The organism is Bradyrhizobium sp. BRP19 (genome assembly GCF_020194195.1).
Classification (GTDB): domain Bacteria; phylum Pseudomonadota; class Alphaproteobacteria; order Rhizobiales; family Xanthobacteraceae; genus Bradyrhizobium; species Bradyrhizobium yuanmingense.
On the sequence record NZ_JADYVZ010000007.1, the window covers coordinates 314,039 to 327,007 of the forward strand.

Here is a 12,969-nt window from a genome sequence, read left to right on the forward strand (position 1 = left end):
TGACATGATGCCCCTGTTTTGCCCGACAAGTCAAATTTGGCTTCGAAAAATCCTAAAATTCGGCGACGTGAGCGTTTGCAATGACTTGGCTACTGTGCATGGGGTTGTTTTCTCACTTTTGTGTTTTGGGGCCGACAGCGGCGCCTTCGTTTCCTTTCCCGGAACTGCCGAGGCCCCTGACCTGTTGCCGAGAGCGCACACGTGCCGGCTTTCGCACTTGCCCTCGGTTGCCAACGAACAGCCGTTCACCCACTATTCGCGCTGACTCGTGATGTGGGGGGATCGATGCCGGCGTTTCGCTTCAAGTCCTTTGCAAAGCCCTTGGCCGTTGCAAGCCTCGCGCTTGCCCTGGCCATCCTGGCGCTGCCGCGCGCCGGTTTCGCCTACACCCAGGAGGAGCAGCAGGCCTGCACGCCGGACGCGATGCGGCTGTGCGGCGAGTTCGTCCCGAACGTCGATGCCATCACCGCCTGCATGATCAAGAGGAAGGCGCAGCTCTCGCCGCAATGCGCGGTGTTCTTCCGCCGCGGACCGGCGCCGCGCGAGCAGCGCGCCGGCAAGCCGACCCAGATCGCGCCCAAGGCTGCGAAGAAGACCGCCAAGCCGGCGCCGAAGAAGAAATCCAGCCAAGGCTGAGCGCCCAGCGGCCAAGGCTGAGCGCCCAGCGGCCAAGGCTGAGCGCCCAGCGACCAAGGCTGAGCGCCCAGCAGCGCGTTCCGGTTTGAAACCCCGCCGAAGGCGCGCAATCGGGCGCCTTCCTCGTTCCGGCCCTGACTTCGGCTTCGCGACAGATTGCGGACTCGTTTTGTTCGCACGGCGCCGGAAGGCTTGCATCGATTGACGGGCGTGCGCCCTGAAAAGAAAGCGCGCGGCAGGTTTGCGCGGCAAGGTTGCATTCCGCTTTTGTCCCGCGCATTGCTCAAAAAACGCACAGACGCGCGCCCGAGCGGCATTTCGATGCGGCCCGTGTCTCCGTTCTGCGAAGCAGTGTGACTCAAAAGCCAACACGTCTTGTTATTTCGTGGCTGTCGCGCAGCTCCCGACAAATTTTTCTTTCACGAATCAGCGCGCTGATTCATTTTCGCGGCCTGGGGTCAATCTGGAGGCGGAAGGTATGAACGTCATTGTTTTCGCATCACGTAAAGGCGGTTCGGGCAAGAGTACCCTCGCCGCGCATCTCGCCGCGCAGATCAAGGCGAGCAAGCAGGTCATGCTGGTTGACGCCGATCCGCAGGGCTCCCTGACGCTGTGGCACAAGCTCCGCGGCACCAACGAGCCCCCGATCAAGGCTGCCGTCAACTCCGTCAGCGGCATCGTCTCCGCGGCCAAGCGCGACGGTTATGAATGGGTGTTGATCGACACGCCGCCGAACCTGTCGGCCGTCGTCGACGACGCGATCAAGAACGCCACCATGGTGGTCATCCCGGCGCGTCCCGGCGTGTTCGACGTCAACGCCGTGCAGGAAACCATCCAGATGTGCCGCGCCGCGCGCAAGCCCTATGCGGTCGTGCTCAACGGTGCCCCGGCCAAGCGCGACGAAGCCGAAAGCCCGATCGTCACCATCGCCCGCGAAGCACTGGCGAAATTCCGCGCTCCGGTGTGGGGCGGCCAGATCACCAATCGTTCGGATTTGTTGATGGCGCTCAGCCACGGCGAAGGCGCGCGCGAATATCAGGCCGAGAGCCGTGCGGCTCAGGAAATCGCCAGGCTCTGGGCGGCGATCGAGCGTTCGGTCAAGGCTATCCGCGGCACCGCGTCGGCCTCCGGCGCAATGCACAAGCAGGCAGCTTAATTTTCATTGATCATGTCGAACGGCGAAAAACGCGCGGAAGTCCGCGCGTTTTGCGTTTCTGATTTCGCTCACGCCACCATCAGCATGTAGAACACGATGACCGGCGACAGGGTCAGGATCACCGACCAGATGCCGACGGCCCAGAGAATGTCCTCGGTGCTAAAGCCCTGCTGTTCGGCGTCGAAATGCGACGCCATTTCATTCTGACTATTCACAAACGCCCCCGCGATTTCTTCGCTTATGGACGTCAGTGATAGCAGCGATGTTTTAAGATCCGGATCGCATCTGCCCGTGCATTTTGAACACAGGTGCTACCACGGATTAACCATCCCGCGCGCGCAGCTTCAGCCGACCAGCCAGACGCGAAACAGCAGCACCGGCATCAGGCCGAGCATCACGGCCCAGAACCCGAACGACGAGACGACGAGAATTCCCTTCAAGAGATCGGCGGGCGCGAACTGGCTCGCGGCCGTAGGCCGGGTGCGATACCCCATGGTCATTTCCCCTTCGGTAACTTTGGACAGAACGATAGGCGCAGTCACGTAAACGAGACGTGGATACGGATTGCGGCAGCTGCGAAGGCCGTTGGGGCGCGGTTAACCAAACGGGCACGCTTTCACCCTCTCCCCTTGTGGGAGAGGGTGGCTCGCCGCGGAGCGGCGAGACGGGTGAGGGGTCTGTCTCCACACAAACAGTCTTTTGCGCTTGGAGAAAACCCCTCATCCGGCGCTTCGCGCCACCTTCTCCCACAAGGGGAGAAGGAAGAGCAGCTTGCACGGAGAGAAAACTACGCCGCGATCGTCACCCGTCGCTCGATCTCGCGATCGATCGTTGCTGCGAGCTCGCTGCTCACTTCCACAATCGGCAGGCGCACCTCCGGGCTGTCGATCAGGCCGGATCGCCACAGCCAGTACTTCGCCGGCGCGGGGCTCGGCTCGGCGAACAACAGCCGCGTCAGCTCGGCGACCTCGTGCCAGCGCGCCAGCGCCGCATCGTGGTTGCCGCGCTTGTGCTCGCTATAGATTGCCGCAAACGTTGCGGTCTCGACATGGGCTGAGAGCACGATGCCGCCGTCGGCGCCGTCACTGAGTGCCTCGAAGAAATTGGCGTCCTCGCCGGTGAGCACGCGAAAGCCCTTCGGCCGGTCGCGCAAGAGCGCGATCGATTGCTCCCGGCTCGCGCCGCAATCCTTCAGGCCTACGATGTTCTTGTGCTCGGCAAGGCGCAGCATGGTCTGGTTGGTGATGTTGACGGCGCAGCGATAGGGAATGTTGTAGAGCGCGATCGGCCATGCGGCGTGGTCGGCGAGCGTCTCGAAATGCGCCAGCAGGCCGCGCTGCGACGGCCGCACATAATAGGGACTGGCGATCAGGTAACCGTCGATCGGCCAGTCCGCGGTCTCGTCGAGGCGCTCTTGCAGACGCGAGGTGTCCGCGCCGGACAGTCCGAGGCAGATCGGCAAGTTGCGGCCGGCGGTCGCCATCTCCTCGCGCACCACGGCGACGAGACGTTCGAGCTCGGCCGCGCGCAGTGTCATGCCTTCACCGGAGGTCGCGCCCAGGATGAGGCCGTCGATGCCGTGCGCGCAATAGTGCCGGGTCAGCCGCCGCAGCGACCTCTCGTCCAGCGCGCCGTCCTGGAACGGCGTCACCAGCGGCAGCCACAGCCCGTGCAAGTGATCTCGTAGTGCGGTCATGTTTCCATCTCCTTCTCGGGAAAAATGCCTGAGACGGAGGGCACATGAAAAAACCCCGTCCAGGCGGCGGGGTTTTCGGGATTGGCTCGCGATGACGAAGTCAGCTTAGCGCGCGCAATATTCCGAGGCCCCGGGATGGGGGCCTTTTTTCGAAACGATTGCGCACGACTTCGTGATCATGGGCGAATGATGCGGGGTATGCGCGGAACTGTCAACACACGCGGAGAGCGAAGCACATTTTGACGAAAAAAAGCCGGACCCGAGGGCCCGGCTTAGGTATTGGCCACGTGAGGCCGACACAATCACCTTCCAAGAGGGATTACTGAACTCCCGCGCCACTGGAGGAGGGGGACAAATGCGCAACGCGAAGGCTCAGCGTGCAAACATTATGGGCTTGCCGAGTGCCTTGCAGCAACAGCCGAGGCCGCATGTCAGTCATGCGGAAATCAGGACGGCCAGCGTTGCGCCTTGCTCACCACGAAGTCACGGAACACCTGCACGCGCGCGACCGTCTTCAACTCCTCGGGATAGACGAAGTAGGTGTCGAGCTGGATCGAGTCCGACTCGCCGAACAGCTGCACGAGCTTGCTCTGCTCCTCGACCAGGTAATCGGGCAGGGCGGCGATGCCGAGGCCCTGCGCGCAGGCGCGCACGAGACCGAGGATGTTGTTGACCTTGAAGTAGGCTTCGCGCGGACCCGAGCCGTTGCGCCCGGCTTCGATCAGCCAGTTGCGGTTCTGCAGGTGCGGCGCGAAGTTGCCGTCCGAGAGCGTGATGATGCGGTGGGAGTCAAGCTCCTCCAGCGTGCGCGGCGTGCCGAAGCGCTTGATGTATTCCGGCGAGCAATAGGCGTGGAAGCCCATCGCGAACAGCTTGCGCTGGATCAGATCCGGCTGCGTCGGCTTGCGGGTGCGGATCGCGACGTCAGCCTCGCGCATCGACAGATCGAGCTCCTCGTCGGTGACGATCAGCGAGATGCGGATCTCCGGATAGAGCGCGGTGAACTCGCCGAGCCGCGGGATCAGCCAGTTGATGCCGACGCCGGGCGTGGTGGTGATCTTGAGATCGCCGCTCGGCCGTTCGCGGCTGTCGGTCAGCTTGGCGCGCGCCGCCTGCAGCTGCATGAACACGTCATGCGCCGTGCGGAACAACAGGTCGCCCTGCTCGGTAAGGATCAGGCCGCGGGCGTGGCGGTGGAACAGCGAGACCGAGAGCTCCTGCTCCAGCGCCGAGACCTGGCGCGACACCGCCGATTGCGACAGGCCGAGCTGCTCGCCCGCATGCGTGAAGCTGCCCGCTTCCGCCGCGGCGTGAAACACCTTCAGCTTGTCCCAGTCCATATCCGTAAATCCGTCGCGTGTTCGGGGCATGATTCTATTCCGCTGCCGCGCGCTCGCTGGCGCGAAGGGCCAAGAAACGTTCGGCTTCGAGTGCGGCCATGCAGCCGAGGCCGGCGGCCGTCACGGCCTGGCGATAGGTTTCGTCGGCGACGTCGCCGGCGGCGAACAGGCCGGGCACCGAGGTCGCGGTCGAGTTCGGGGCGACCTCGATATAGCCGGAGGGTTTCAGCTTGACCTGATCCTTGACGAGCTCGGTCGCCGGCGCATGCCCGATGGCGATGAAGATGCCGTCGGCCTTCACGTCCGTGAGCGCGCCGGTCTTGACGTTCTTGAGCCGGACATGAGTGACCTTGTTGGGGTTCTCGGTGCCGCAGATCTCGTCGACGGCGGCGTCCCAGATCACCTTGATCTTCGGGTGCTTGAACAGGCGCTCCTGCAGGATGCGCTCGGCCCGGAAATGATCGCGACGATGCACGATCGTGACCTGCGAGGCATGGTTGGTGAGGTACAGTGCTTCCTCGACCGCGGTGTTACCGCCGCCGACCACGATCACCTCCTTGCCACGGTAGAAGAAGCCGTCGCAGGTGGCGCAGGCCGACACGCCGCCGCCCTGGAACTTGGCTTCCGACGGCAGCCCGAGCCAGCGCGCCTGCGCGCCGGTGGCCAGGATCACGGTCTCGGCGAGATAGACGTCGCCAGAGTCGCAGGTGAGGCGGAACGGCCGCTGCGCCGTCTCCAGCTTGGTCACCAGGTCGGAGACGATCTTGGTGCCGACATGGACCGCCTGCTTCTCCATCTGCTCCATCAGCCAGGGGCCCTGGATCACGTCGGCGAAGCCTGGATAGTTCTCGACGTCGGTCGTGATGGTGAGCTGGCCGCCGGGCTGGATGCCCTGGATCAGGATCGGCTCAAGCATCGCGCGCGCGGCGTAGATCGCGGCGGTGTAGCCAGCCGGGCCGGAGCCGATGATGACGACCTTTGCATGAACAGGAGCGGACATTTCGATGGACGCCTTTCACGGGGGATTTGCAGCGCGGGCGCGGAATGTGCCGGGAGGCCTAGCGGAGGCGCTGAAATATCAGAGCTAATCTAAGCAATCTGGCGAGCCATGCAAGAATTGCATTCCCTATCGGCGGATTTTTCCAACAGGGAACAAAAGCCGATTGCGCTGCACGCGCAATAAAATTGCGCCGGCGGTGCGTATTGGGCTATGAGGATTTCGACAAATCACCCAATACCGCCGCAAAGGCCAGGAGTTCCAATCACGTGTCGCGGAACCTAGACGAGATCGACCTGAAAATTCTCACCGAGATTCAGGCCGACGGTCGAATCACCAATGTCGAGCTGGCAAAGCGCGTCGGCATCTCGCCGCCCCCCTGTCTGCGCCGCGTCCGGGCGCTGGAGGAGGAGGGTTACATCCACGGCTATCGCGGCCTCCTGGACGCACGCAAGCTGGGCTTCGACGTCACCGTTTTCGCCGCCGTGCACCTGTCCAGCCAGGCCGAAGCGGATTTGCGCGCGTTCGAGGAGTTCGTCCGCGCCGAGCCCCTGGTGCGGGAATGCTGGATGCTGTCCGGCGAGGTCGATTTCATCCTGAAATGCGTCGCACCCGACATGGCGACTTTCCAGGATTTCGTCACGCATCTGACGGCGGCACCGCATGTCCGCAACGTGCGCACGTCATTGGTGCTGCACAATTCGAAGTACGAGGCGGCCGTGCCGCTCGAGGTGAAGGGACGACGGTAGGGTCTTCTCCCTCTCCCCGTTCTTACGGGGAGAGGTGAAGACCAGTCCACGGTCCTCTCCGTCATTGCGAGCGGAGCGAAGCAATCCAGTGTCTTTCCGCAGAGGCAGTCTGGATTGCTTCGCTCCGCTCGCAATGACGTGTGGTGAGAACGTGTGTCCGCCACAACTCCAGCAACACGCCAAAAAGGCCGCGCACTGCGCGGCCTTTTCGAAACGTCAGCAGACGCAGCGGCAAGTCCTTACCGCCACTCCACCTTGGTGATCTCGTACGCCTTGGCGCCGCCCGGCGTGTTGACCTCGACCGTGGCGCCCTTCTTCTTGCCGATCAATGCGCGCGCGAGCGGCGAGGTGATCGAGATCCGGCCCTTCTTGGCGTCCGCCTCGACCTCGCCGACGATCTGCCACACCGTCTTCTTCTCGGTGTCCTCATCGACCAGCGTCACGGTGGCGCCGAACTTGATGGTGTCGCCGGAGAGCTTGGAGATGTCGATGATGTCGGCGCGCGCGAGCTTGTCCTCGAGCTCGGCGATGCGACCCTCATTGTGCGACTGCTCTTCCTTCGCGGCATGATATTCCGCGTTCTCCGACAGGTCTCCGTGCGAGCGCGCCTCCGCGATATGCTCGATGATCCGCGGACGGTCCACGGACTGGCGCTGCTTCAATTCTTCCCCGAGCGCGACAAAGCCGGCCTGGGTCATCGGAACCTTTTCCATCGTCTCTCTCGTCCTTCGATCGTGCGCCCCAGAATGCGGATGGGCGCCGCAACCTTGATTCGTCAGTCCTCCAGAGCCCAAAGAGGGGCTGCCGGACCTTGACAGATATGGGCTTTAGCGCCGGAACAGAACTGCCACCTGGCCGGATCGGTTCCTCCGGCCATTGTGGCTTCATTGCCAATCACTTAGCGGAAGCTTCGCTGCCGCTAGCGATCAGGTTTCCGAAAAGTAGCTCTGCAGGGTACGAACCTCAAGGTCCCCACCCAAATAGGCGCGGATGCCCTGCGCGGCCGCTACGGCCCCGGAAAGAGTGGTGTAATATGGCACTTTATGCAAGAGGGCCGCGCGCCGCAGCGAGCGGCTGTCGGCCAACGCCTGCGGGCCTTCGGTGGTGTTGAAGACGAGCTGGACGTCGCCATTGGTGATGGCATCGACGATGTGCGGCCGCCCTTCCAGCACCTTGTTCACCTTCTCGGTCGGGATGCCCTGGTCGGTCAGGAAGCGCGCCGTGCCCGAGGTCGCCAGCACCTTGAAGCCGAGCGAATGCAATTCGCGCACGGCATCCGCGATGCGCGTCTTGTCGCTTTCGCGCACCGAGACGAACACAGTGCCCTTACGCGGCACCCGCGTGCCGCCGCCGAGCTGACTCTTGGCGAAGGCGACCGCAAACGAGCGGTCGATTCCCATGACCTCGCCGGTCGAGCGCATCTCGGGGCCGAGCACAGTGTCGACGCCGGGGAAGCGTGCGAACGGGAAGACCGATTCCTTGACGCCGACGTGCTTGAGCGCCGCCTTCTTCAGCTTGAAATCGGCAAGCTTCTCGCCGGCCATGATGCGCGCGGCGATCTTGGCGACCGGCGTCCCGACCACCTTGGCGACGAACGGCACGGTGCGCGAGGCACGCGGATTGACCTCGAGCACGTAGATCTCGCCGTCCTTGATGGCGTATTGCACGTTCATCAGGCCAATGACGTCGAGGCCGAGCGCGAGTTCGCGGGTCTGCCGCTCCAGCTCCTCGATCATTTTCTCATCGAGCGAGTGCGGCGGCAGCGAGCAGGCGCTGTCGCCGGAATGGATACCGGCTTCCTCGATGTGCTCCATGATGCCGACGATGAAAGTGTCCTTGCCGTCGCACAGGCAGTCGACGTCGATTTCCGTGGCGTCCGACAGATAGCGGTCGAACAGCAGCGGGTTCTTGCCGAGCACGGTGTTGATCTGCCCGGTCTTGTCGTTCGGATAGCGCGCCTTGACATCAGCCGGCACCAGCTCCGGCAGCGTGCCGAGCAGATAATCATTGAGCTGGTTCTCCTCGCGGATGATCTGCATCGCACGGCCGCCGAGCACGTAGGACGGGCGCACCACCAGCGGCAGGCCGAGATCGGCGGAGACGAGGCGGGCCTGCTCGACCGAATAGGCGATGCCGTTCTTCGGTTGCTTGAGGCGCAGCTTGTCGAGCACGCGCTTGAAGCGGTCGCGGTCCTCGGCGAGGTCGATGGCGTCGGGCGAGGTGCCGAGGATCGGCACTTCGGCGGCTTCCAGCGCGCGCGCCAGCTTCAGGGGGGTCTGGCCGCCGAACTGCACGATCACGCCGTGCAGGGTGCCGTTGCTGCGCTCCTTGGCGATGATCTCCAGCACGTCCTCGGCGGTGAGCGGCTCGAAATAGAGCCGGTCGGCGGTGTCGTAGTCGGTCGACACCGTCTCCGGATTGCAGTTGACCATGATGGATTCGTAGCCGGCGTCGTGCAGCGCGAAGCAGGCGTGACAGCAGCAATAGTCGAACTCGATGCCCTGCCCGATGCGGTTGGGACCGCCGCCGAGAATGATGACCTTCTTCTTGTCGGACGGCGCGCTCTCGTCCGCGGGCAGGCCGGCGAACGGCGCCTCATAGGTCGAGTACATGTAGGCGGTCGGCGAGGCGAACTCGGCCGCGCAGGTGTCGATGCGCTTGTACACCGGGTGGACGCCGAGCGCGTGGCGCTTCGCCTTGACTTCGGCCTCCGTCGTCTCGGCCAGCACGGCGAGCCGCGCGTCGGAGAAGCCCATGGCCTTCAGCGTGCGCATGCCGAAGGCGTTGCCAGGCAGGCCGTTCTTCCTGACCTTCTCCTCCATCTCGACGATGCCGCGCATCTCGGCGAGGAACCACGGATCGATCTTGCAGGAGTTGAAGATGTCCTCGTTCGACCAGCCGAGCCGCATGGCCTGGGCGACCTGGAGGATGCGGTTCGGCGTCGGGGTGCCGAGCGCGGCGCGGATCGCGTTCTTGTCGTCGTCGCGGCCGAGGCCCTCGATCTCGATCTCGTCGAGGCCGGTCAATCCCGTCTCGAGCCCGCGCAGCGCCTTTTGCAGGCTTTCCTGGAAGGTGCGGCCGATCGCCATGACCTCGCCGACCGATTTCATCGAGGTGGTCAGCGTGGTCGAGGCGCCCGGGAATTTCTCGAAGGCAAAACGCGGCACCTTGGTGACGACGTAGTCGATGGTCGGCTCGAATGACGCCGGCGTGGCACCGCCGGTGATGTCATTGGCGATCTCGTCGAGCGTGTAGCCGACCGCGAGCTTGGCGGCGACCTTGGCGATCGGAAAACCGGTGGCTTTCGAGGCCAGCGCGGAGGAGCGCGACACGCGCGGATTCATCTCGATGACGACCATGCGGCCGTCTTCGGGATTGACGCCGAACTGAACGTTGGAGCCGCCGGTCTCGACCCCGATCTCGCGCAGCACCGCCAGCGAGGCGTCGCGCATGATCTGGTATTCCTTGTCGGTCAGCGTCAGCGCCGGCGCCACCGTGATGGAATCGCCGGTGTGCACGCCCATCGGATCGAGGTTCTCGATCGAGCAGACGATGATGCAATTGTCTTTCTTGTCGCGCACCACCTCCATCTCGTACTCTTTCCAGCCGAGCACGGACTCCTCGATCAGCACTTCGTTGGTGGGAGACGCGTCAAGGCCGCGCTCGATGATGTCGAGGAACTCTTCCTTGTTGTAGGCGATGCCGCCGCCGGTGCCACCCATCGTGAAGGAGGGGCGGATGATCGCGGGCAGGCCGATCTCGGACAGCGCCATCATGGCCTGGCCGAAGGCGTATTCCTGGTAGCGCTTGCGACGCTCGCTCTCGCCGAGCGTCCACTGCCGGTCGAGCTCTTCGAGCGCGGCGCCCGACAGCTTTGCGCGTTCGGCCTGGTATTTCTCGCGGAACGACTTCTTCAGCTCGGAGGCGTTGGCGAGCCGAGACTTCGGCGTCTCGAGCCCGATCTTGGTCATGGCCTCGCGGAAGAGCTGGCGGTCTTCCGCCTTGTCGATGGCATCGGCGGTGGCGCCGATCATCTCGACGTCGAACTTCTCCAGCGTGCCCTGGCGGCGCAGCGACAGCGCGCAGTTCAGCGCGGTCTGGCCGCCCATGGTCGGCAGCAGCGCGAAGCCGCCGGGGACGACGTGACGTTCCTTCTCGATGATCTTGGCGACGATCTCGGGCGTGATCGGCTCGATATAGGTCGCATCCGCCAATTCCGGGTCGGTCATGATGGTGGCCGGGTTGGAATTGACGAGGACGATGCGATAGCCCTCTTCCTTCAGCGTCTTCACCGCCTGCGTGCCCGAATAGTCGAACTCGCAGGCCTGGCCGATCACGATGGGACCGGCGCCGATGATCAGGATGGTCGAGATGTCGGTTCGTTTGGGCATCACCGCTCACGGGCTGGGATCTGGGCACAAAAAAAGGGCGCGCTTGCCGCGCGTCCCCATTTGGCGAGAGCGCGGGGTCTCCCTCGCGCGCGGGTGGGTCTTAAACCAGTTTTTGGAGCGGCGAAACCCCGAAAAACGCCCATCAACCGCCAATTTTCAGGGGTTTGACGGTGCGTTGCCGGCATCGTCGGGGCGGGCGGGCAGTCCGTCTCCGCTTCCGCTCCGCTCCAGCTACGCCGGACACGCTTCGCCCCTTGGGGTCTTGCCTGGCTGCGCCACGCGTAGCCCGCAGGGGCGAAGCGTGGAGACCCGGCCTGGATTTGAACCAGGATGAAGAGCGATGCACCGCCCCCGCGTAGACATTTCCGCCACCGGGCCATCAGGATTATTCCCGATCGGCGTGCGCCAGGCCACCTCAGCTGATCGTTATGCTTAACGGACCAGAGGCGGCCTCGCGATGAAGGTCATGCGCCAGCGGTTGTGCCCGATATTGCTGTGGGCGCGCTGGACCGCGAAGCCCGCCGCCTTCAGCTTGGCCGTGATCTCGTCCTCGCTGTAGCGCTGCAGTCCGATCTTCGAGCGCAGCTGGCGATAATCCGACAGCGCGGTGCTGATCAGCCCGATCAGCGCGTCCTTCAGAAATCCGTGACGCAGGCCGAACCCGAGCAGCGCCATCACATCCCTGACCATGCCGACATTGGGCTGTAGAATGTCGCCCAGCACCAGCTTGCCGGAGGGTTTCAGGATGCGGCGGATGTTCAATAGCGCCGCATCGAGCTCGTCCGGCGTCATGTATTGTGCGACCGAGTTCATCACGACGAGATCGATCGACTGATCCTGCATCTTGCGGACGTCCTCGAGCGAGCGGACGCGGATCTTGGTGTTTGGGGCAAACCGCGCGATCAGCCGGCCGCGCACGCCCGGCGCGGGCTCGGCCAGGATCAGCATGCCGCAGGCGGCCGCCACCTGGCTCGCCGACAGCGCTTCGCCGCAGGCATAGTCCAGCACCGTCGCATCGGGCGAGGGGATGTAGCCGATGATGTCCCGCGCAATGATCTGGAAGTGCAAGTCGCGATGCAGCTTGCTGACATAGATCGTATGCGTCGAGTCGTAATAATCGATCCAATCGTCCATTGGTATCCCGCCCAGGGGTTCCTATCTAGGAACCGCGCTGCCCACCTTGCGTTAGGGGTGCGGCGGCGCGCCGTCAATGTCCGCGTCCTAACAGGAAGGTCTCCCGTGAGCAAAACCAACAACAAGGTCTCGCCCGAACTCGATACCCCCACGGATCTGTCGCCCGACGGGGTCAAGAAAGTCTCTGAGGCGCTCAACGTGCTTCTGGCCGACGCGTTCGCGCTTTATCTGAAGACCAAGAATTTCCACTGGCACATCAGCGGGCGCCACTTCCGCGATTACCACCTGCTGCTCGACGAGCAGTCCGACCAGATCTTCGCCACCACCGACCAGCTCGCCGAGCGCGTCCGCAAGATCGGCGGCACCACGCTGAAGTCGATCGGCCAGGTCGCAAAGCTCCAGACCATCAAGGACAACAACGAGGACTACGTCCCGCCGCGCGAGATGCTGCGCGAGCTGATGCAGGACAACAAGCACGTCGCTGCCGCGATGCGCAAGGCGCACGACGTCTGCGACGAGGCCGGCGACGTCGCCAGCGCCAGCATTTTGGAGAACTTCATCGACGAGACCGAGCGCCGCACCTGGTTCCTGTTTGAAGCGACGAGGCAGGAGGGCGGCAACGAGGCGTAACGGGATGCGCAGGGTGGGTTAGCCTCGCAGAAGCGCGAAGCGCATCTGCAAGGCGTAACCCACCACTGTCTCTGTCCGCGGAAACAGAAGAGGTGGATTACGCCTTTGGCTAACCCACCCTTGTAATAGCGCAATCGGATATTGATTGGGGTGTTCCGAGAGGAATGGCCTGCCGGGGCTGCAACCCCGGCAGGCCGCTGGCGATCGGATCGAGCCCACCCAGAGCAGTTTGTGGCTGCC

The 12,969-nt window shown here is 63.7% G+C and carries 12 protein-coding genes; 4 read left to right on the forward strand and 8 right to left on the reverse strand.

The annotated features are described in order from the left end of the window. Positions 1 to 285: 285 nt before the first annotated feature. Both I6F36_RS23110 and I6F36_RS23115 read left to right on the forward strand, forming a co-directional pair. Positions 286 to 636, forward strand: coding sequence for a hypothetical protein (locus I6F36_RS23110; protein WP_225172229.1), 351 nt, complete (start codon positions 286 to 288; stop codon positions 634 to 636). 478 nt (positions 637 to 1,114) lie between these two features. Then, on the forward strand, positions 1,115 to 1,792 hold the full coding sequence (locus I6F36_RS23115) for a ParA family protein (RefSeq protein WP_025032179.1): 678 nt from the start codon (positions 1,115 to 1,117) through the stop codon (positions 1,790 to 1,792). A gap of 68 nt (positions 1,793 to 1,860) precedes the next feature. On the opposite strand, the gene I6F36_RS39705 is transcribed toward I6F36_RS23115, so the two are convergent. From I6F36_RS39705 to trxB, 5 genes are all read right to left on the reverse strand, one after another. Continuing rightward, positions 1,861 to 1,989: a hypothetical protein gene (locus I6F36_RS39705; protein ID WP_260345777.1), complete on the reverse strand. Its 129-nt coding sequence runs from the start codon at positions 1,987 to 1,989 to the stop codon at positions 1,861 to 1,863. A gap of 147 nt (positions 1,990 to 2,136) precedes the next feature. Further along, entirely contained in the window at positions 2,137 to 2,286 is a 150-nt protein-coding gene (locus I6F36_RS23120; protein WP_167361666.1) for a hypothetical protein, read from the reverse strand. Between the two features lie 293 nt (positions 2,287 to 2,579). Next, positions 2,580 to 3,488 (reverse strand): 4-hydroxy-tetrahydrodipicolinate synthase, encoded by a 909-nt coding sequence (locus I6F36_RS23125; RefSeq protein ID WP_225172230.1) that lies wholly within the window; start codon positions 3,486 to 3,488, stop codon positions 2,580 to 2,582. Positions 3,489 to 3,934: 446 nt separating this feature from the next. Further along, positions 3,935 to 4,858 (reverse strand): LysR family transcriptional regulator, encoded by a 924-nt coding sequence (locus I6F36_RS23130; protein ID WP_025032176.1) that lies wholly within the window; start codon positions 4,856 to 4,858, stop codon positions 3,935 to 3,937. A gap of 4 nt (positions 4,859 to 4,862) precedes the next feature. Further along, positions 4,863 to 5,828 (reverse strand): thioredoxin-disulfide reductase, encoded by a 966-nt coding sequence (gene trxB / locus I6F36_RS23135; protein ID WP_036009535.1) that lies wholly within the window; start codon positions 5,826 to 5,828, stop codon positions 4,863 to 4,865. 266 nt (positions 5,829 to 6,094) lie between these two features. On the opposite strand from trxB, the gene I6F36_RS23140 reads away from it, so the two are divergent. Further along, positions 6,095 to 6,574, forward strand: a complete 480-nt coding sequence (locus tag I6F36_RS23140) for an Lrp/AsnC family transcriptional regulator (RefSeq protein ID WP_008135853.1) — start codon at positions 6,095 to 6,097, stop codon at positions 6,572 to 6,574. 239 nt (positions 6,575 to 6,813) lie between these two features. Here I6F36_RS23140 and greA read toward each other — a convergent pair whose 3' ends face one another. The 3 genes from greA to I6F36_RS23155 all read right to left on the reverse strand — a co-directional run bounded on the left by greA (position 6,814) and on the right by I6F36_RS23155 (position 12,099). Next, entirely contained in the window at positions 6,814 to 7,287 is a 474-nt protein-coding gene (greA, locus tag I6F36_RS23145) for a transcription elongation factor GreA (RefSeq protein WP_036009537.1), read from the reverse strand. A gap of 213 nt (positions 7,288 to 7,500) precedes the next feature. Next, the gene (gene carB / locus I6F36_RS23150; RefSeq protein WP_225172231.1) at positions 7,501 to 10,965 is read right to left on the reverse strand and encodes a carbamoyl-phosphate synthase large subunit; all 3,465 of its coding nucleotides are present in this window, start codon (positions 10,963 to 10,965) and stop codon (positions 7,501 to 7,503) included. A gap of 432 nt (positions 10,966 to 11,397) precedes the next feature. Beyond that, positions 11,398 to 12,099 carry a class I SAM-dependent methyltransferase gene (locus tag I6F36_RS23155; RefSeq protein ID WP_057027719.1) on the reverse strand — a complete coding sequence of 234 codons (702 nt, stop codon included), beginning with the start codon at positions 12,097 to 12,099 and terminating at the stop codon, positions 11,398 to 11,400. 105 nt (positions 12,100 to 12,204) lie between these two features. Between I6F36_RS23155 and I6F36_RS23160 the strand changes: the two genes are divergently transcribed. After that, positions 12,205 to 12,729, forward strand: coding sequence for a Dps family protein (locus tag I6F36_RS23160; protein WP_036009542.1), 525 nt, complete (start codon positions 12,205 to 12,207; stop codon positions 12,727 to 12,729). Positions 12,730 to 12,969 lie beyond the last annotated feature (240 nt).

What these genes read in the sequence shown, in the direction of transcription:
- trxB (WP_036009535.1), bottom strand. Translation starts at nt 5,828, where the DNA reads ATGTCCGCTCCTGTTCATGCAAAGGTCGTCATCATCGGCTCCGGCCCG.
- I6F36_RS23155 (WP_057027719.1), bottom strand. Translation starts at nt 12,099, where the DNA reads ATGGACGATTGGATCGATTATTACGACTCGACGCATACGATCTATGTC.
- carB (WP_225172231.1), bottom strand. Translation starts at nt 10,965, where the DNA reads ATGCCCAAACGAACCGACATCTCGACCATCCTGATCATCGGCGCCGGT.
- I6F36_RS23125 (WP_225172230.1), bottom strand. Translation starts at nt 3,488, where the DNA reads ATGACCGCACTACGAGATCACTTGCACGGGCTGTGGCTGCCGCTGGTG.
- I6F36_RS23110 (WP_225172229.1), top strand. Translation starts at nt 286, where the DNA reads ATGCCGGCGTTTCGCTTCAAGTCCTTTGCAAAGCCCTTGGCCGTTGCA.
- I6F36_RS23120 (WP_167361666.1), bottom strand. Translation starts at nt 2,286, where the DNA reads ATGGGGTATCGCACCCGGCCTACGGCCGCGAGCCAGTTCGCGCCCGCC.
- I6F36_RS23115 (WP_025032179.1), top strand. Translation starts at nt 1,115, where the DNA reads ATGAACGTCATTGTTTTCGCATCACGTAAAGGCGGTTCGGGCAAGAGT.
- greA (WP_036009537.1), bottom strand. Translation starts at nt 7,287, where the DNA reads ATGGAAAAGGTTCCGATGACCCAGGCCGGCTTTGTCGCGCTCGGGGAA.
- I6F36_RS39705 (WP_260345777.1), bottom strand. Translation starts at nt 1,989, where the DNA reads ATGGCGTCGCATTTCGACGCCGAACAGCAGGGCTTTAGCACCGAGGAC.
- I6F36_RS23130 (WP_025032176.1), bottom strand. Translation starts at nt 4,858, where the DNA reads ATGCCCCGAACACGCGACGGATTTACGGATATGGACTGGGACAAGCTG.